The organism is Ignatzschineria sp. PL_is040 (assembly GCF_055813795.1).
Genome location: NZ_JBVPGU010000001.1, coordinates 757,358 through 776,083, shown reverse-complemented (window position 1 = coordinate 776,083; position 18,726 = coordinate 757,358). Strand labels below are relative to the sequence as shown.

The window sequence follows — 18,726 nt, the reverse complement described above, 5'->3', positions numbered from 1 at the left end:
GCAACTAGCTACCTTGTTATCCCATAGAGTAATTTATTATAAGTCTAATTATTTTTAATTTAAAAGAAAGTCTATTAGCTCTATTTTTGTTTCCGTTGAAATATTGGTGTCTAGTCTTTGTTCTAAAAAATCTAAAGCAGTAGCGATTTTTTTATAATGAGAGCGTAAATTAAAGTTTCTATCTTGATTAAGCCCATTTTCCCCAAACATTAGGTATTCAACATTGAAACCTAAGGGGTAAAGAGAGTATAAAAACTTTAAATTAGGGATAGATTTATTCGCCTCATAAAGACTAATAGACATTTGCGATATATTAAGTTCTTTAGCTAATTCTGATTGAGTCATCGACAGTTTGACGCGCTCAGACTTTAGTCTTTGTCCAAAAGATTCTAATAAGTGATCCAATTTTATTTTCCTTTAGAAGTATGCGTAAAATATTAGGTATAGTGGTTCTTTGATATTTAAAACAATTCTTTACAAGTGGTAATATTATCAATAAGTCTAACAGCATACTAATTTTATATTAACACTCAGCTTGTGTTTTTATAATTTGATTTTTATGTGAAATAATTACAAATACTTTTAAAAGAAAACCTCATTTTAAATATAAAAACGATAGTTGAATCTATTCCCCTAAACGAAATTTCTATTATCAATAGGTTAGGATAGTAATATTTGAAATTTTAAATATTTACATACTTTTTCTTTTTTATTCTAATCACTTAGGTGAGGAAAGGGGATTAAATCTTATTTTTTTTAAAGTAACTTATAGAAGTTTAAAGTATCAAATTAAAGGGCCGCAATCCCTAAGATAATGAAGCTTGGCATCACGTGGGAATTTATCGAAAAAACGGCAGATAGGATAAAATATAAAATCCAAATTAAGACCCCGATAAATTTCATTATTTGTGGTTCTATGTGCCCTGTCACAATTAAGATAGAATTATGATATTTCATTATAGGTACAGATCGATTTTATTGAGTCTCCTGACAATAAAATATCCCCTAAGTCTCCTGTTAGTTAGATAATAGGTTCTTAGGGGATTTATCGATTCTTATTGGAGTTTATTCGACCTCTATATTTGCAATTATAACCAATAATTTTTTGCTAATTGTCCAAACTACTAGAAGGTTGGTTTTAGATGTGATAACCAACGTTTTTCACAATATCTAAAAATTGCAACCAGAACAAAGGTAAGCAACAGGTAGACGATTGCCGCAATAAGAAATGGAATGAAGGGGGAATAGGTGATGCTATAGACGCGGCGCGCCCAGCCTAAGATATCGATCAGTGTTAAGACCGATGCTTGTGCCGTTCCATGGAGCATAAAGATCACTTCATTACTATAAGCAGGCAGTGCGCGTCTAAACCCAGAAGGGAAGATAATTCGGCGAAAGAGGGTAAACTTACTCATGCCAAATGCGATGCCGGCTTCGATTTCGCCTTTAGGCGTCTGTTTTAATGCACCTTTGAAGATCTCTATAGTGTAAGCACATGTATTGAGTGTAAAGGCAATTAATGCACATTTATAAGCATCGGTTAAGACATGATCCCAAAGCCAGCCACTATTGCGTACTGCTTCAAATTGGCCTAATCCAAAGTAGATAAGGTAGATCTGAACAAGCAGAGGGGTTCCTCTAAAAAAGTAGCTAAAGAGCTCAATCGGAAGCGTAATAAAACGATTTTTAGAGAGCGCTAAAATAGAGAGAGGAACGGCAAAGAGTAGCCCTAAAAGAGAGGCAATAACAGTCAGCTTAATCGTTAGCCAAACGGCGGGTAGTAGGTCGGGCAATTCCGGAAGAATAGCATCTAATGCATCCATCATAGTGATACCTCGTTATTAAATCCTGTACTATAGTGGCGCTCTAGATATTTGATAATCAGAATGGATGCCGATGTTAAGAGTAAAAAACCTAACGCTGTAACAAGATAGAAATCGAAGGAGAGACGTGTTGCTTTACCTGCGTTGTTTGCGATAAAGACAAGATCATGTAATCCGATAAGAGAGACAAGCGCAGTTGTCTTTAACATCACTAACCAGTTATTGCTTAACCCCGGCAAGGCAAAACGCATCGCTTGAGGAAAGATGATTCGGCGATAGAAGTGGGGTTTTGACATTCCAAGCGCAATAGATGATTCAAATTGCCCTTTCGGAACAGACATTAAGGCACCTCGAAATGTCTCTGAAATAAATGCCCCAAAGATCAAGCCAATAGTAATAATCCCCGATACAAAAGGATCGAGAAAGATCGGGCTAAGATTAAGAAGCTCTGTTAATTGGTTCATCAACTCCTGTAATCCAAAAAAGATTAAGAAGATAAGCACAATATCCGGAATGCCACGAATCATTGTGGTATAGATCTTTGAAATCGACCGCAATAAGCGATGCTTGCTAAGCGCAAGTAAAGCGGAACCAAATCCCAATATTACGGCGATAATAAAGGAGAGCAGACCGAGGGCAATAGTGATGAAAAACCCCTCAAGGAGTGAGGGGCTATATTTGATTATCTCACTCAAACTTATTCTCCAAAGCTATCTTTCAGTTCGACAACCCGATTGAAGACTAATCCTTCTGCTTTAGAATCGCGAGCATAGTAACCAATACGTTCAAATTGATAGGCTTGCTCTATCGGCGCATCTGCTAATGCCGGCTCCCCTTTACCATAGACGACGGTCAGGGAGTCTTTGTTGAGATAGTCAAGCATATCTCCCGGCATTCCTTGAGGATTTTTCTCTGTAAAGAGAACATCATAGTTATGAATGGTAATATCGATGGCATCCTTAGCAGAGACCCATTGAATAACACCACGGGCTTTAACGCCTTCGACATTCTTTCCGAGTGATCCTGGAACAATTTCAGCAATAACTTCTACAATCTTCCCATTCTCATCCTTAATTACTTCGGTTGCTTTGATGATATAGGCACCACGGAGACGAACATAACCGTCGAGAACAAGACGTTTATATTTCTTATTAGCTTCTTCTTTAAAGTCAGCGCGATCAATATAGAGTGTATTGCTAAAGTTAATGTTACGTGTCCCACGACTCTCATCTTGAGGATGATTAGCAATCTCCAATAATTCATCATGAGGGAGATTAGTGAGGGTCACTTTTAACGGATCGAGAACTGCCATGCGACGATCAGCCATCTCATTGAGTACATCTCGCATCGATTGACTCAATTGTTGCAGTTCAATCATATTTTCTGATTTTGTAACCCCAATACGATCGCAGAAGAGACGGAGCGCTTCTGGTGGGCACCCACGACGACGAAGACCTGAAATAGTCGGCATACGAGGATCATTCCAGCCATCGACAATTCCGGTGGCTACTAGTTGTGTTAAAAGACGTTTTGACATCACGTTATATTCGATATTAAGACGTGAAAACTCATACTGTCTTGGTGTATGGGGCATATCAGTATTTTCAACGCACCAATCATAGAGTGGGCGATGATCTTCAAATTCTAATGTACAGATCGAGTGGGTAATACCCTCAATGGCATCACTTAAGGCATGTGCAAAGTCATACATTGGATAGATGCACCACTTATCCCCTGTTTGGTGATGAGTTTCGTGACGAATACGGTAGAGTGCGGGATCTCGTAGATTCATATTAGGAGATGCCATATCGATCTTAGCGCGTAAGACCTTGGCGCCATCTTCAAATTCCCCTGCACGCATGCGCGCAAAGAGATCGAGATTCTCTTCAATAGAGCGTTCTCGATAGGGGGAGTTAATGCCGGGCTCTGTTAAGGTACCGCGCATTTGGCGAATCTCTTCAGCGCTACTATCATCAACATAGGCTAACCCTTTTTTGATAAGGTGTATGGCCGCTTCGTAGAATTTTTCAAAGTAGTCCGATGCATAGAAGAGATCATCCCACTTAAATCCTAACCATTCGACATCTTTTTTGATCGCTTCAACATATTCGATCTCCTCTTTTGTCGGGTTAGTATCATCAAAGCGGAGATTACAGCGACCGCCATAATCTCTCGCAATGCCAAAGTTGAGGCAGATAGATTTTGCATGCCCAATATGCAGATAGCCATTTGGTTCCGGTGGGAAACGTGTATGAATATCCGATGGACGCTGGTATTTTCCGCTCTCTAAATCTTTATCGATAATTTGACGAATAAAGTTAGTGCGAACAATATTTTCAGACATAGTTCTAGTTGCCTCTGCTTTGGTAAATAATAGTGGATCAAATGGCTAAGATAGTAGCACATTTATCCCTATATTTCGATTATTTAAACGTCTATTCCTTGCTCGAATCTTTCTCTTTCATAGGGGCAGAATCTTCGAGCACTGCGGTGATTTGATCGATATTGTGTTTAAAGAGACCGATATAATCATTTGCAGGTGGTGTCGTTGTTAAAGCATCAGAGTAGAGAATGCCACCATCTTGTAAGTTAAGATCTTTTGCTAAGGTCTTAATAAAACGGGAAGGGGCGATATTTTCACTAAAAATTGCACGGATATTCTCTTTTTTAACAAGCTGATAGAGTTCAGACATTCTCTTTGCCGAAGGTTCAGCAAGAGGGTTGAGGTTTGAGATAGCGACAAAGTGTAGATCATAGGCTTTCGCAAGGTATCCAAAGCTATCGTGAAGAACCATCAACTTACCATTATGATCGATGGGCTTAAGTAGATGAATCGCATAGTTATTAAGTGCTTCTAACTCACGTTTATAGGCTTCGAAGTTATTTTCAAAATAGGCTTCTGATTCAGGTTGCGCAAGCGTTAAGCCGTTACGAATATTTTCAGTCATAATGATGACATTTTTAGGATCTTGCCAAATATGGGGATCAAACTCACCATGATGATGGTCGTGGTCGTGGTCGTGGTCGTGGTCGTGGTCGTGGTCGTGGTCGTGGTCGTGGTCGTGGTCGTGGTCGTGGTCGTGGTCGTGATCATGACCGTGATCATGATGATTCTCATCCTCATGATAAGGTAGGAGAGGGATATTATGACTTGCATCGACAATAATGCCTTCATAGCGATTAGCTTCTAAAATTTTATTGAGCCAGCTATCAAACTCTACACCATTGAGTATCACCACATCAGCATTCTGAATTTTAATAATATCTTTGGGGGTTGGTTCAAAGCTGTGGGCATCTTGATCTGCCTTGATGATGCTTTCAACATCAATCTTTTCTTGGCCGATATTTTGGGCGAAATTTTCCAAAATAGAGAAGCTAGTCACCACTTTTAAGGGTTCTGCCAGTGAGATGGAGAGTGGAAATAGAAGTGCGCCTATAGCACTTATTAAGAGACGTTTCATTGTCGATATCCTCAAATAATAGTTTTAAATGTTTCCTTGAGAGTCGATCGAAAGGATCGAGCACTCTTTGTAGTGACCTTTTGATAGGCCTATTTAATATGATAGCGTGCTTGTCAATAGTTAAATGCTATTTATTGCTTAAAATTATTATCTAAGAGATGTTTTAAAGGGGTAAAAGTTGAAGTGACAGCTTTAAGTATCAAATTTCCAATATCGATCTCAATAGTCATTTCAATAGCGACTTTATTCTACAATTTTATTTTGCAATATAACTAAATTAAGTTACACTTCTACTTGTAAAGTATATAAAACATATAAATTAAGTTTTCTAGAAGGAGTGTTGTGAGGTGGTACGCAATATAAATCAGAACGGGAAGAGTATTGTTGCTTTAAAAAAGATATTAGTCCTATTACGAAAACCCTTTCTTGCAGGGGCTCTTGTGGGAATTTTGACTCTGGGGTTAGTTGGCTGTAGCGCAGATCATCGGGAGAATGAGATTGTGATGGGTGTATCTCCAGGACCCTATAATGAGCTCTTTGACGCGGCAATTGCTCCGATACTTGAAGCAGAAGGTTATACCATTAAGCGCATCAATTTTTCGGCATTAATAGAGTCTAATATTGCAATGTTAGAAGATGCTGTAGATGTAGTGGTTGCACAGCATGCCGGATATATGAAGGTTTTTAATGAGCAGCGTGGTACGAACCTTGTGGCTTTAGCGAAGATTCCAACGGTTCCTGCTGGGATCTTTTCAAATCGTCATCAACAATTAATCGATATTAATGAAGGGATGACGATTTTAATCCCACAAGATGCATCGAATGCTGCAAGAGCTTATGGTCTATTAGCAAAGGCTGGATGGATCACCTTAGCACCAGATATTAATTTGATGGCGGCAACTCGGAATGATATTGTCGCAAACCCTTATCATTTAAATATTAAAGAGGTTGATTCCCATCTTATCCCTCGAGTCTTGGATGATGCAGATTTTGCTGTGATTCCGGGGAGCATAGTCTGGCTTGGTCAGATGGATGCTAGCAAAGTATTGCTCCAAGAGGATCTTTTGGAGGATCTCTACCTTCAAGTTGTTGTTTTAGATAAAAATCGTGATAGTGATTGGGCAAAGGCGATTATTGCCGCTTACCAATCTCCTGAGTTTAAGCGTTATATGGAGGCAAATAATGAAGATCACTACTGGTTATTGCCCCCTGAGTTAATCGCTGATTAATCGCTCTATTTTGATGATGAGTTATCTGAAGCGGGGATTGTCGCGATTAATGCCGGCGCTAACCCCTCTTCTTTGATCTCATTCTCTAGCGATTTAGCAAAACCCAGATGGTTGACCCATAAAATCTCCCCACTCTCTCTTATTTTGAGCAACCAACAATGATCCCGCTCCCAAACAGGGATTTTTGCCTCTTGTAGTAATTTTTTTAATTGTTGACTGCGATCCCGATAGAGCGGGTGAAAGCGTTCACCACCTTTTCGTTTCTCGAGGAGAAGATCATCAGCTGAAAATTGTTGCCAAAAATGGCGACTCGGCGCATTGCTACTCGGAGTGAGTTGAAAGGATTTAAAGGAGGATAAGATCTCTGATTTCTCTTCTAGATAGAGGTAATCTTGGAAATAGAGTATGACATAGGGATCGAGCTCAAAACGAGTCTGATGGGTTGGGGCTCCCTCAAGAAAGACCCTTATAAATTCAGTAAGTTGACGTTGAGAGAAGATAAGATTATAGGGGCGAAGCCAAGCCTGTAGCAGATTTTTTTGTCGAGCTAAGCTCAACTCTTTTAAAGAGGGAAGGTGAAGTTGGGAAATGTTCTTCTTCTCTAATCCCCCTTTTATACTATTTTTTTGAGTAATCTTTTGAAGATCAATCATCGCAAGTTCTAAGAGCAGATCATCCGCCTCTTGCATAAATTGCGTGACTTGATAGAACGCCTCCTCATATTGTGGAAAGGTACTCTCCATCCGTTTGAAGAGATCATTTCGAATAATATTGCGCTCCATATCATCGGTTTCATGATTGGTATAATCTTCTAGCCAAGGGAGATTGAGTTTTATCGCAGTCTCATAGAGCTCTTTTTTAGAGATGGAGAGAAAGGGACGAAAAAGATCGATATCATAAGTGCCAAAGCGAACGGTATTAAAGTCCCTCATAGCGCCAAGACCTCTTGTTCCAGAACTTCGAAGAAGTCGTTGCATCAAGGTTTCTGCTTGATCCGAGCGATGGTGAGCAACGCAGAGAAGGGAGTTGGGTTTCATTGTCTCTGCAAATTTAATATAGCGCATCTCTCTACCGGCTGCTTCGAGCCCCGATTGCGTCTCTAAATTGAAGTAAGCTTCATAGTGGTAGTGGGTAAAACCATAAAATTCTGCACGTTGGCGCGCAAAATTTGCCCAAAGATGGGAGTAATTCTCATGCCAATTATGATTAACATGAATTGTATAGATCGGGGGAAGTTCCGCTCTAAATGTATAGAGCCAATGGAGTAGGGTATTGGAGTCAACACCGGCACTGAGGGCTAAGTAGAGAGCCTCTTTCTGTTGAAGTCTCTCCCGATAGCGGTTGAAGATATCAAAATACCATTTTGGTAGGGGACTCTGCTTTTGCATTTAATCACTCTCCACTTATAGATCCGTGCCAATATTGAGGTGAAGTTTAACGGTTTCGCCAAACTCTTTATTAAAACCATGAGCAATATCGAGTCGAACAGCACCAATCGGGGAATACCAGCGAATACCGGTTCCGGCACCATATTTTAGATTGACCTTATCATTATAAGCATCACCGGCATCTACAAAGCCGACGATTGCAAAGCTTGGCGTGATTTTATGCTCATATTCGACACTCGCTAGGACCATCTTTTTTCCACCATAGATATCGCCGTTATAACCTTTCTCACCAATACCATCATATTTATAGCCTCGAACAGTGTTATCACCGCCGGTATAGAATCGGAGGCTCGGTGGTAGTTTACGCAGATCCTTATCGCGAATCTTGGTATAACCGGCACCGGCTCTTAAAACAAAACGATCGGTATCAGTGATTGGTAGATAGGTGTGCAAAATAGCACTTGTCTGTAAAAAGCTCATATCAGCGGCAACATTTTTGACAGTTCCTCTTACGCGACCTTCAATTTTAAAACCAAATTGATCAAAAGGAAGATTAGGAGAGCTTTTCCACTCACCATAGATGGTGGGGATTAAGAGCTTACTATTTTGGCGTACTCCTTCAATATCTCTAAAACGGTCATATTGATAATGGAGGGAGAAGCCATACATATATTGATCTCGTACTCGCTCTTTAGAGCCTCCCACAAGATAGGTGGTGTAATCTTTTGTGGAGGTATCTTCAAAATTGTAGTTGAAGAAGATGTTATAGCGGTCTTGTACGGGATGACTTCCTGGGATCTGATAGTTGATCATTGCATCACGTCTCTTTTGTGCCCAGAGAAGATTGGTAAAGAGTTTATGTCCATAACGATTGATATAGTGCCAATTGAGTCCTGCCATCGCTTTTAGACCGATATCGGAAGAGTAACCGACACCGAGTGAGAGCGTACGTTGTTTTCGTGGACGAAGATAGATATCGAGCGGAACCTCTTTTGTCTCAAAATTTGTACGTGGCACAATGACGACATCTTCAAAATAATCTGATTCATTAAATGTCGATTGCAATTGAACCAGTTTTTGGTCGCTATAATCATTTTGTGAGCGCATATTATGGAGAAAACGATCTAAAAATTCCGTCGCAAAATATTCTTGATGAAATGTGGTATGACCAAAATGGTAGCGAGGACCTAAAGCCATCACAAGATCGATATCTGCTTGATAGGTGATAAGATTCACCAATAATTGATGATGAGGATAGTAAGCATCAAAATAGCCAAGGGCTGATGCTTTTTCTGAGAGCTTACTCTTAGTCGATTCATACTGCGTATGGTTCAGAGGTGCCCCTACCTTCATTTTGGTTCCAGTAATAATCTTTTCAAAAGCTTGATACTCTTTTTCAGCTTCAGGGGTATCTCTCTCTTTGATCTTGTCGAGATCTGTTACTTCGAGTATAAGGGAGCTGATGGGGATTTGTGGACCTAGATTGACATGGTAAGTCACAGTGACCTGATCTTTTTGATAAAGCAGATCAGCATCGATCTTTGCGCGATAGTAGCCATAAGGTTGCAGGGCATCTGCAATTTGATTAATTCCTTCCTGATAGAGCCATTCGATACGAAGATCAGGGGGCGCGTCCTTATCATTAAGGGCATAAATAGCCGTGGCATTTTGAGCATTCGTTAATGCTTTTTTATTATCAATTCCCTCTATTTTCACCACCATTTTTCGTTCGGCAAAGGCGAGCGTCGAGAGGGAGAAGAGGCAGAGAAGAAGAGCAAACAGTTTTGTTTTTTTCATAAAATAGCGTCGCTATAACTCTTAAGTGTCATAGTGTGAATCTTAAAATTTAAGACCCATGATAAAAATTAATTGTAAAGATCGACTCTAAGGTCAATGGTAAAGATTTAATGGTAAAGGCTAATGGTAAAGATCAATACTTAAATTTGATTGTAAGTTTTTGATTGGTCAATTATCAGTTGTATTGTTAGCTGTAATTAGCTGTAAATTATCTGTATCAGTTGATTATCTCATTAAGGTTTTCTTGTGATAAAAGCAGTATCCCCCAAAGAGACTCTTTAAAGTATAACCGCAAACGGCAACTCTTGAAAGAATCTCCTTGAGGGATCGCAATGGTACTACTTACAATAGTACTACTTAATTATCTCCATCAACTCTATTATTAGGGTGATCTGTGAGAGTGATGGGGCTTTCTCTATTTGTATTATTCGTCTAACTTGAATGCCTCATGAAGCGCTCTGACGGCTAACTCATGATATTTACTATCAATCACTACAGAAACCTTAATTTCTGAGGTAGAGATCATTTTGATATTGATCTTTTCATTAGCAAGTGTTTTAAACATGAGACTTGCAACACCGGCATGAGAGCGCATTCCTAAGCCAACAAGAGAGACTTTAACGATATCTTTGTCGCCAAGAACTTTACGTGCTCCCATCTCTTTTGCAGATCTCTCTGTAATTTCAAGCGCTTTATCAAAATCCACTTCATTGATAGTGAAGGTGAAATCAGTTGTGCCATCTTGAGAGATATTTTGCACAATCATATCGACCTCAATATTAGCGTCACTAATCTGCTCGAGAATATTAAATGCAATTCCAGGTTGATCAGGAACCCCTAAAACTGTAATTTTTGCTTCATTCTTACTCGTTGCAACACCTGAGATAATGGCTGCTTCCATGTCAATATCCTTTTCTGTAGTAATAAGTGTTCCCTCGCCCCCTTCAGCTAAAGAGGAGAGTACGCGAATAGGAACTTTGTTTTTAGCGGCAAGCTCAACAGAGCGAATTTGCAATACTTTTGAGCCTAAGCTAGAGAGCTCTAACATCTCTTCAAAAGCGATTTTATCTAACTTTTTCGCTTTAGGCTCAATACGTGGATCGGTGGTATAGACACCATCAACATCGGTAAAGATTTGGCACTCGGTCGCTTTTAGACTAGCGGCAAGTGCAACGGCTGTCGTATCTGAGCCACCACGACCTAAAGTAGTTACAGAGCCATCTTCCGTGACCCCTTGGAATCCTGCAACAACCACAACATATCCAGCAGCAAGATCAGCTTCGATCGCTGAGGTATCGATATTTTTAATACGCGCTTTGGTATGTGCTTGGTCTGTTAGGATTCGAGCTTGATCACCGTTGTATGATTTTGCCTTAATCCCCATCGCTTCAAGTGCAATAGAGAGGAGAGAGATACTCACTTGCTCACCTGTTGAAACAAGGGCATCCATCTCTCTTGGGTTAGGGCGTTTGGTAATTGCATGCGCTAACTCTAAAAGTCGATCGGTCTCTCCGGACATCGCCGAGAGAACAACAACCATTTGGTGGCCTTCGTTATGATGTTTTTGAATACGGCGGGCAACATTCTGAATGCGTTCAATATTTGCCACTGAGCTGCCGCCATATTTTTGTACTAACAGAGTCATTTATTTTATCCTGCCTTATTATTATAAGTACGGTGATTAGAGGACGATACGATTAAGAGATCGACCTATAAATATTACAAGAAAGCGCTAGAAAATCTAGCGCTTTTTCGATAAATCTCACAACTTCTAATGGGGGATTAATCCGCTATTAGAGGAAGATGAAATTGAGCAGAATATAGATCGGAACTAAAACAATTATTGCAATGAAGAAGTATCCGAAGAATGAAGGCATTTTAATACCTTCCTGTTCTGCCATCGATTTAACCATAAAGTTAGGCGCATTACCGATATAGGTTAATGGTCCTGTAAATACGGTACCCATCGAGATAGCAAGTAGGGTTGCCGGGATGCCATTCATTAAGAAATCAGCAGCAGCGACACCTTCAGGTGCTTGAGCGCCTGCCATCTTGAAGAAGACAAGATAGGTCGGTGCATTATCTAAAAATGCAGATAATACAGTTGTTACCCAGAAGTAGATCACATTAATCGGCTCACCATCACTGGTATGGGTAATATCTACTACTGAACCAAATGCACCATTTTTACCTGCTTCTAAAATGGTAATAACAGGAACAATAGTTAGGAAGATACCGGCAAAGATCTTAGCGACTTCAATAATCGGATGCCAATTGAAGTTGTTATCTTTGCGAACTTTGTCTGAGGTAATTTTCAGAGAGACAATCGTTAAGAAGATAAAGAAGAGGTCACGAAGAACATTCTCTAGATGTACATCAACCCCAAAGATCTCCCATGAGATGCCAGGAATCCAGATGCCGGAGATAATAATACCGACTAGAACCCCTAAGATGATCAAAAAGTTCTGCTTTCCAACAATAACGACCGTTGTCTTCTCATCTGAAGGAGCGATCTTCTCTTTTTTGAAGTAATAACTATCAATAAGATAGAAGAGTCCTAATAAAATAAGTGAGAAGATTAAGACAGGGAAGAACATATGTTGCAATGTCCAGAAGAAATCAACCCCATTTAAGAAACCTAAAAAGAGCGGTGGATCCCCAAGCGGCGTTAAACCGCCTCCGATATTCGCAACAAGAAAGATAAAGAAGATCGGAATATGCATCCGATGTTTACGATTTCTATTCGCTGAGAGAATAGGGCGAATAAGTAACATCGCCGCCCCTGTTGTTCCCATCACTGACGCTAAAACAGTCCCGATAGCTAAGATCGAAACGTTAAATTTCGGGCTAGCCACTAAGTTGCCGGAGATATGAATGCCTCCTGATGCCGCAAAGAGTACAAGGAGCAAGAGGATAAAGGGGATATACTCTTCAATTAATGCATGTGTAAAAATATTCGCTGTAATACTCATATCATATGTTACTAACAGCGGTATAAAGAAGAGGAGGGTCCATCCAAAGACAATTTTCCCATAATGATGATCCCATAGTTTCGGGGCAAAGAGAGGAAGAACAGCGATGGAGAGAATAATTCCGATAAAAGGAATAGACCAGAGCGGTGAGAGGCTTGGGCCATCAAAAGAGAGCTCGCCTCCCGCTAAAGCGATGCCGGGGAGCATGCTCATAAGTAGAAAGAAAAGGGCTTTACGCATTTTACCTCCGATTATAATTGCGTAGTTGATGAGAACTTCTGCTCATACGTTTATTGATATGATCTTGTAATGATCTCTAATCCCTAAATTATATCCCTAACTTCATTAAAAAAGTGATAATCGCGTCATTTTGCTAACTTTATCAGCACCTCTGCCGAGGGCGCTTCCTTGCTCCTTATTTTTGTTAGATTTGTTTGTGAGAACTCTTCTATTTTTTACATATTGATCGTGTTATTCGATAGCTCTTTTCGGTATTGTCTAAGTAGTCGTTTTGTAGTATCGATGTTTGATCTCTATGTTTTAATGATGATCTCTCAATTTTTAAATCTCTACATATGGATTAGGAGTAATGAGGCAAGCTGTTGAGCATATTGTTGATTGCCGTGATTATCTGATTTTGAGTAAGGATACTAGTGATATTGCAGTAAAAATAGATGTTGACCGCAACACCCTTTAATCCTTTGACTCATATAACTATTTCTTAAGTTAAAAGTGGGGTTGAAAATGGGGTTAAAAATCTGTTTTATAAGATCGGTTATCCAAATACCTCTGAAGTTTAGATAGGTTTTGGTCTTATCGATAAGCAAGCATTCTTCACTAACTTACTGAAAATAGAGGACTGATCCACTCTGGTATGAGTAGATCGCAACTGTTTTGAGTGAGGTAGTGAGTTAATTCTGGAATAGAATTAAACTAGTGCCTATCTTTTTTTGATAGTGAGGATTTCTAGCCTTAGATAGATATACCTTAGATAGAAATATAAATATCTTTGTAAGATATATTTGTAGCTTAAGAGTGAATAAGCGATCATGCTATGCTATAAACCCTATAATTAATTCAATATCAAATGAAATTACAATAGCACAAAATATGAGAAAATTTCAAAAAATCGCCCTAATCCTCAGTAATCGAGAGTCTGATGAGATTCAAAAAGCGGTTCAACGAACAAAAGCGGTGATTGAGTCGTGTGGTGGGACAACCATCGAGGTCAATAATGTTGAGTATCGTAATAGACTCAGCTATCCGCCGGCATTGATTAAAGAGATTGCCACTTGTGATCTGATCATTGCTTTCGGTGGTGATGGAACTTTTTTAGGAATTGCCCGTAAAGTGCATCAACTCAATATTCCTATCTTAGGTGTCAATTTAGGTCGACTAGGGTTCTTAACTGATATTGATCAACAGATGCTCCACACCCATCTTCGAACGATTCTTGAAGGTGATGTTGTTTATGAGGAGCGTTTTTTATTAAAGGCATCGATCGACCAACAGTTAAGATCTTATGCCATGAATGATGTCGTGATCCATAAAACGGAGCTTTCACGTTTAATTGAGATCGATGTTTATGTTAATCAACGTTATCTCTCAACTTATCGTGCAGATGGATTGATTATCGCCACGCCAACAGGTTCTACTGCCTACTCACTCTCTACTGGCGGACCGATTATGTATCCCACATTGCCGGCGATTATTATATCGCCGATCTGTCCCCATACATTTAGCCATAGACCTTTAGTGATTCCAGCAGATTGTGAAATTGAAGTTGTAACGAGTGATCGAGAGAGGGAGGATGTTCATGTCACTTGTGATGGGCAAGAGCTTTTATCCCTCTCTGATGGAGAGCGATTGACGATTGAACCCTCCTCTCATCCTTTGACGCTCCTTCATTCTAAAAATTATCATTACTTCTCCATTTTAAGGGAAAAGCTCAATTGGGGTGATCATCCTAATATCCGGCGTTAATGCGTTTTTTTGTAAGTAGTTGCTAGGAAGTTGTTGCAGAAGTTTATAAAAAAGATTGCTTTTATTTTTTTACCCCTTAGAATGTACTCGTTTGTTTGAACGAAGATGAATTTGAGGAAGGCAATGAAGCTAATGAAGCGACGAATGGATAACAGGGCAGAGGTTGGAATGGTGCAGATCGCACATATCTCTATTCCATTAAATCCTTTTAATCCACGCAATTCATTCAATTTTATTAATAGCAGCTTCATCGATCTTAAAACCATTCTTCAAAATAATTGTTAAAAACCTCCGTTATTTCAATGGAGGTTTTTTTTCGCCTTGAGAAAAGCGTGAAGAAGCTTGGAAGAGTAAGAATCAGCTTCAATCGGGTGATGAGATAGAGCGTCATAACGGCCGAGACCATATTGCTGTGGCTGCTTGCGAAGAGAAGAGTAGCCATTGCTAATTTTATAGAACATTTAGGAAAGGAGATTTTCATGACAACATTAGTGGCAAAAGAGCATCGCATTTATACAGATACCAGAAGCTTAAAGGCGTATCTATTAAATAGTATTCGTGAAAATGGTGGTTGGGTGAATGCTCATATGCATGGAGATCGTGCTTTTACTATCGATTATGAGGGGTTTGAAGTCTACCAGACACAAACTTTAATCGAAAAATGGGATACCTTAGACCGTATTAAGTCCAGCATGACTGAAGAGGATTATTATCGTCAATTCTCCATGGGGATTGAGCGGATGATTGAGCAGGGCGTTACTGCTGTCGGAAGTTTTATTGATGTTGACCCCATCGTGGAAGAGCGCGCGATTAATGCAGCACTTCGTGCAAGAAAGAATTATGAAGGGGATGTTACGATTAAACTGATCAATCAGACTTTAAAAGGTGTTATTGATAAAGAGGCTCGCTACTGGTTTGATAAAGGGGCTGAAAAAGTTGATATCATTGGTGGTTTACCTCGTCGAGATCTACGAGATCATGGTGAAGGGATGGATGCTGTTCATATGGATGTTTTATTACAGACGGCAAAATCTCAAGGAAAGATGGTTCATGTGCATGTGGATCAATTCAACTCAAAAGAGGAGAAAGAGACTGAATTAGTAGCCGATAAGACGATCGAACATGGAATGGAAGGGCGTGTCGTCGCCATTCATAGTATCTCTATTACCGCGCATGATGAAGCGTATCGTCAAATGCTCTACAAAAAGATGTTAGAGGCAAAAATGATGGTGATCGCTTGTCCTTTTGCTTGGATCGATAGCCCACGTCGTGAAGATCATGGACCGACGCGTAATGCGATTACGCCGGCAGATGAGTTAGCAAAAGCAGGTATTCCCGTTGCGGTTGGAACAGATAATATCGCTGATTACATGTTGCCATTTAGTGATGGCGATATGTGGGAAGAGTTAAAACTCTTGATTACAGGTTGCCGTTACACTGATCTTGAAGAGGCGATCAATATCGCAACTAAGAATGGTCGTATGGCATTAGGTTTAGAACCTTATGCGCGTGTTTAATCAGTAGAGTATCAATCTGAATATCACTTTTTTTAATATCGTTATAACAACAATACCGATTTAAATCGGATAGGAAGGCATGTCATCACAGGCCTTCTCCATTCAGCTGATGCGATTGAGTAAATCGCAACGCATTCTCCATAACAGTGGCTCATCCTGCTGTTATGGATTTTTTTATCTCTTAAAAAAGTGAAGCTAAAGAGTTGTAGGGTATTACGATTTTATCCTCTCATCAGCTGCATCTCTATAAGAGGTGTAGGTGTGGAGAAGTATAGGCGCGTAAGTCATAGTAGAGGCGATAAAAAACCTCTCTATATCGATATTCCGCCTTTATAAGAAGATGGAGTTGAGGGATATAGGAGAGGTTTTGATATTTATCTGATTCTAATTTGAACTCTCATGTGAACGCTAATTCTAGACACTAAACTTTAAACTTTAAACTTTAAACTTTAAACTTTAATCTTTAATCTTTAATCTTTAAGTTTTAATCTTTAATACGATTCTTAAGTTTATAGCGTTTTGGAGTTGTAAATTAGAGCTTGTTAGGATCTTCGATCTTATTTTGTAGGCACATTGCTGTTAATGTGTTACGCAACAAACAGGCAATTGTCATAGGACCCACGCCGCCGGGAACAGGGGTAATAAAAGCGGCATTTTTGATCGCTTCATCAAAATCAACATCGCCTACGAGGCGTGTTTTCCCATTCTCTTCGATACGATTGATTCCTACATCGATGACGGTCGCTCCCTTTTTAATCCAATCGCCTTTGATCAATTTAGGAACGCCAACAGCTGCAACAACGATATCAGCTTCACGGCAGAGCGCAGCGACATCTTTCGTGCGGGAGTGCGCAATAGTGACAGTACAGTTTTGTGAGAGGAGAAGTTGCATCATCGGCTTTCCAACAATATTAGAGCGTCCAACAATCACCGCATGTTTGCCGGAAAGATCTTTTCCAAGTTTATCTTGTAACAGTAGGAGAGATCCTAAAGGGGTGCAGGGAATAAGATAAGGTTGGCCGATGGAGAGTTGACCTATATTTACAGGGTGGAATCCATCAACATCTTTGAGGGGATTGATACTGTTAAGCACCTCCTCCTCATTGAGGTGTTTTGGTAGTGGAAGTTGGACAAGAATGCCATGAATACTCTGATCTTCGTTAAGATTTCGAATCAAAGTGAGGAGCTCTTCTTGTGTTGTTTCAGCAGGAAGGCGAAAAGTTTCAGATTTGAAACCGCACTCTAAGGCGAACTTCTCTTTATTACGCACATAAACCTGACTTGCAGGATCTTCACCGACTAGAATGACAGCTAAACCTGGGCGAATACTGTGTTGTGCTTCGATTGCTTTTGTCTGCTCGGCGATCGTTTGACGAAGATTAGCAGCAAATGCTTTTCCATCAATAAGTTGTGCTTGTTGCGACATGTTCAATTCCTTCTTGTAATGGATGATATGAAAAGGTAGTCAAGAGTGTGGTGCTTTTGATAAATTTTCTATTGGATATATTCCTATTGGATATATTCCTATTGGATATAAGTCATCTGCAAGTTAGTTGTTAGCCATTGATTTCTCGATGTTTTACAAGGACATGATCATCCTCTTGTAATTTCTCAAAGAGCCTTTGTGCTAGATAGACTGAACGGTGTTTCCCTCCGGTGCAACCAATCGCAATGGTGAGATAGGAACGAGTTCCTTGTTTAAATGCCGGTAACCATTTTAAGATGAAGTCCTCAATATCTTGGTAGAAGGCTTGGATATCATCCGTTTTTGCAAAAAAATCGACGATCTCCTGATCGAGCCCGGTATATTCTCGGAGTATCGGTACCCAGTGTGGATTGGTTAACATTCTGGCATCGAAGACAAAATCAGCATCGAGCGGAATACCATTTCGGTAGCCAAATGAGACAATGGAGATAGAGAGCTTTTTTTGTGACTTATCTAAGAGTTGATCTGTAAGAATAGCGCGGAGCTCATGGACATTGAGAAGAGAGGTATCAATGATAATATCAGCTTGCGCGCGAAGCGGAGAGAGTAGTTCCCGCTCATTGGTAATCGCTTCAATTAACGTCATTTGGGAGGTCGTTAAAGGATGTCTTCTGCGCGTATGGCTATAACGTTTAATGAGTATCTCATCACTGGTCTCTAGAAAGAGGATATGAGGTCTGACAGCTGTTTTCTGCTCAATAAGAGCGAGAATAGCTTCTGCCTCGGTGAGATCTTCTGGAAAACTACGAGCATCAACGCCGATAGCGAGTTTACGGATATTATTCTTCTGTTGAATCTCTTCTAAAAAACGAGGGATAAAGGTGATAGGAAGATTATCGATACAGAAAAAACCTTCATCTTCTAAGGTCTGTAGCGCAATCGATTTTCCTGATCCCGATAGTCCGCTAATAATAATCATTTTTTGCATTATAGGGTCGACTCCTATCGTCGTAATCATCGTAACATTATCGTAATATTATCGTAATATTGGGTAATCAATAGTTAAAGGTATCAGTGATAAGATGGATCAATAGATTCGTGATCAATGACGATCTTACTCTGCTCTTTCT

15 protein-coding genes are annotated in these 18,726 nt (G+C 39.8%); 4 read left to right on the top strand and 11 right to left on the bottom strand.

Going from position 1 to position 18,726, the window contains the following annotated elements; all coding sequences use genetic code 11:
- Positions 1-54: 54 nt before the first annotated feature.
- The 5 genes from AC0SAP_RS03265 to AC0SAP_RS03245 form a co-directional block, all read right to left on the bottom strand.
- A complete protein-coding gene (locus AC0SAP_RS03265) occupies positions 55-405 on the bottom strand; it encodes a helix-turn-helix domain-containing protein (RefSeq protein WP_286480656.1) in 351 nt (116 codons plus the stop codon).
- A gap of 719 nt (positions 406-1,124) precedes the next feature.
- Positions 1,125-1,826, bottom strand: a complete 702-nt coding sequence (locus tag AC0SAP_RS03260; RefSeq protein WP_473382912.1) for an ABC transporter permease — start codon at positions 1,824-1,826, stop codon at positions 1,125-1,127.
- A complete protein-coding gene (locus tag AC0SAP_RS03255; RefSeq protein ID WP_286480648.1) occupies positions 1,823-2,518 on the bottom strand; it encodes an ABC transporter permease in 696 nt (231 codons plus the stop codon). Before AC0SAP_RS03255 ends, AC0SAP_RS03260 begins: the two co-directional genes overlap by 4 nt.
- 2 nt (positions 2,519-2,520) lie before the next feature.
- Positions 2,521-4,167, bottom strand: a complete 1,647-nt coding sequence (locus AC0SAP_RS03250; RefSeq protein WP_473382911.1) for a glutamine--tRNA ligase/YqeY domain fusion protein — start codon at positions 4,165-4,167, stop codon at positions 2,521-2,523.
- Positions 4,168-4,258: 91 nt separating this feature from the next.
- Positions 4,259-5,284 carry a metal ABC transporter substrate-binding protein gene (locus AC0SAP_RS03245; RefSeq protein WP_473382909.1) on the bottom strand — a complete coding sequence of 342 codons (1,026 nt, stop codon included), beginning with the start codon at positions 5,282-5,284 and terminating at the stop codon, positions 4,259-4,261.
- A 347-nt stretch (positions 5,285-5,631) separates the two neighbouring features.
- Between AC0SAP_RS03245 and AC0SAP_RS03240 the strand changes: the two genes are divergently transcribed.
- Entirely contained in the window at positions 5,632-6,513 is an 882-nt protein-coding gene (locus AC0SAP_RS03240) for a MetQ/NlpA family ABC transporter substrate-binding protein (protein WP_473382908.1), read from the top strand.
- 5 nt (positions 6,514-6,518) lie between these two features.
- On the opposite strand, the gene tilS is transcribed toward AC0SAP_RS03240, so the two are convergent.
- From tilS to AC0SAP_RS03220, 4 genes are all read right to left on the bottom strand, one after another.
- On the bottom strand, positions 6,519-7,901 hold the full coding sequence (gene tilS, locus AC0SAP_RS03235) for a tRNA lysidine(34) synthetase TilS (RefSeq protein WP_473382907.1): 1,383 nt from the start codon (positions 7,899-7,901) through the stop codon (positions 6,519-6,521).
- A gap of 15 nt (positions 7,902-7,916) precedes the next feature.
- On the bottom strand, positions 7,917-9,698 hold the full coding sequence (locus tag AC0SAP_RS03230; protein WP_286480622.1) for an autotransporter assembly complex protein TamA: 1,782 nt from the start codon (positions 9,696-9,698) through the stop codon (positions 7,917-7,919).
- 424 nt (positions 9,699-10,122) lie between these two features.
- A complete protein-coding gene (locus AC0SAP_RS03225) occupies positions 10,123-11,343 on the bottom strand; it encodes an aspartate kinase (RefSeq protein WP_109235834.1) in 1,221 nt (406 codons plus the stop codon).
- A gap of 148 nt (positions 11,344-11,491) precedes the next feature.
- On the bottom strand, positions 11,492-12,910 hold the full coding sequence (locus tag AC0SAP_RS03220) for a sodium:proton antiporter (RefSeq protein ID WP_473382905.1): 1,419 nt from the start codon (positions 12,908-12,910) through the stop codon (positions 11,492-11,494).
- A gap of 870 nt (positions 12,911-13,780) precedes the next feature.
- Between AC0SAP_RS03220 and AC0SAP_RS03215 the strand changes: the two genes are divergently transcribed.
- The 3 genes from AC0SAP_RS03215 to AC0SAP_RS03205 all read left to right on the top strand — a co-directional run bounded on the left by AC0SAP_RS03215 (position 13,781) and on the right by AC0SAP_RS03205 (position 16,170).
- Complete coding sequence (locus AC0SAP_RS03215) at positions 13,781-14,653, top strand: NAD(+)/NADH kinase (RefSeq protein ID WP_286480609.1); 873 nt, start codon at positions 13,781-13,783, stop codon at positions 14,651-14,653.
- Positions 14,654-14,776: 123 nt separating this feature from the next.
- On the top strand, positions 14,777-14,938 hold the full coding sequence (locus tag AC0SAP_RS03210; RefSeq protein ID WP_473382904.1) for a hypothetical protein: 162 nt from the start codon (positions 14,777-14,779) through the stop codon (positions 14,936-14,938).
- Positions 14,939-15,132: 194 nt separating this feature from the next.
- Positions 15,133-16,170 carry an amidohydrolase family protein gene (locus tag AC0SAP_RS03205; protein ID WP_286480600.1) on the top strand — a complete coding sequence of 346 codons (1,038 nt, stop codon included), beginning with the start codon at positions 15,133-15,135 and terminating at the stop codon, positions 16,168-16,170.
- A 532-nt stretch (positions 16,171-16,702) separates the two neighbouring features.
- On the opposite strand, the gene folD is transcribed toward AC0SAP_RS03205, so the two are convergent.
- Both folD and rapZ read right to left on the bottom strand, forming a co-directional pair.
- Positions 16,703-17,596 (bottom strand): bifunctional methylenetetrahydrofolate dehydrogenase/methenyltetrahydrofolate cyclohydrolase FolD, encoded by an 894-nt coding sequence (gene folD / locus AC0SAP_RS03200; protein WP_473382901.1) that lies wholly within the window; start codon positions 17,594-17,596, stop codon positions 16,703-16,705.
- A gap of 130 nt (positions 17,597-17,726) precedes the next feature.
- Positions 17,727-18,584 (bottom strand): RNase adapter RapZ, encoded by an 858-nt coding sequence (gene rapZ / locus AC0SAP_RS03195; protein ID WP_286480590.1) that lies wholly within the window; start codon positions 18,582-18,584, stop codon positions 17,727-17,729.
- Positions 18,585-18,726: the final 142 nt, after the last annotated feature.

Bases quoted from the DNA above. Each gene is read 5' to 3' on its own strand.
- AC0SAP_RS03245 (WP_473382909.1), bottom strand. From the start codon at position 5,284: ATGAAACGTCTCTTAATAAGTGCTATAGGCGCACTTCTATTTCCACTC.
- AC0SAP_RS03230 (WP_286480622.1), bottom strand. From the start codon at position 9,698: ATGAAAAAAACAAAACTGTTTGCTCTTCTTCTCTGCCTCTTCTCCCTC.
- AC0SAP_RS03210 (WP_473382904.1), top strand. From the start codon at position 14,777: ATGAAGCTAATGAAGCGACGAATGGATAACAGGGCAGAGGTTGGAATG.
- AC0SAP_RS03220 (WP_473382905.1), bottom strand. From the start codon at position 12,910: ATGCGTAAAGCCCTTTTCTTTCTACTTATGAGCATGCTCCCCGGCATC.
- AC0SAP_RS03205 (WP_286480600.1), top strand. From the start codon at position 15,133: ATGACAACATTAGTGGCAAAAGAGCATCGCATTTATACAGATACCAGA.
- AC0SAP_RS03225 (WP_109235834.1), bottom strand. From the start codon at position 11,343: ATGACTCTGTTAGTACAAAAATATGGCGGCAGCTCAGTGGCAAATATT.
- AC0SAP_RS03260 (WP_473382912.1), bottom strand. From the start codon at position 1,826: ATGATGGATGCATTAGATGCTATTCTTCCGGAATTGCCCGACCTACTA.
- rapZ (WP_286480590.1), bottom strand. From the start codon at position 18,584: ATGCAAAAAATGATTATTATTAGCGGACTATCGGGATCAGGAAAATCG.
- AC0SAP_RS03215 (WP_286480609.1), top strand. From the start codon at position 13,781: ATGAGAAAATTTCAAAAAATCGCCCTAATCCTCAGTAATCGAGAGTCT.
- folD (WP_473382901.1), bottom strand. From the start codon at position 17,596: ATGTCGCAACAAGCACAACTTATTGATGGAAAAGCATTTGCTGCTAAT.
- tilS (WP_473382907.1), bottom strand. From the start codon at position 7,901: ATGCAAAAGCAGAGTCCCCTACCAAAATGGTATTTTGATATCTTCAAC.
- AC0SAP_RS03250 (WP_473382911.1), bottom strand. From the start codon at position 4,167: ATGTCTGAAAATATTGTTCGCACTAACTTTATTCGTCAAATTATCGAT.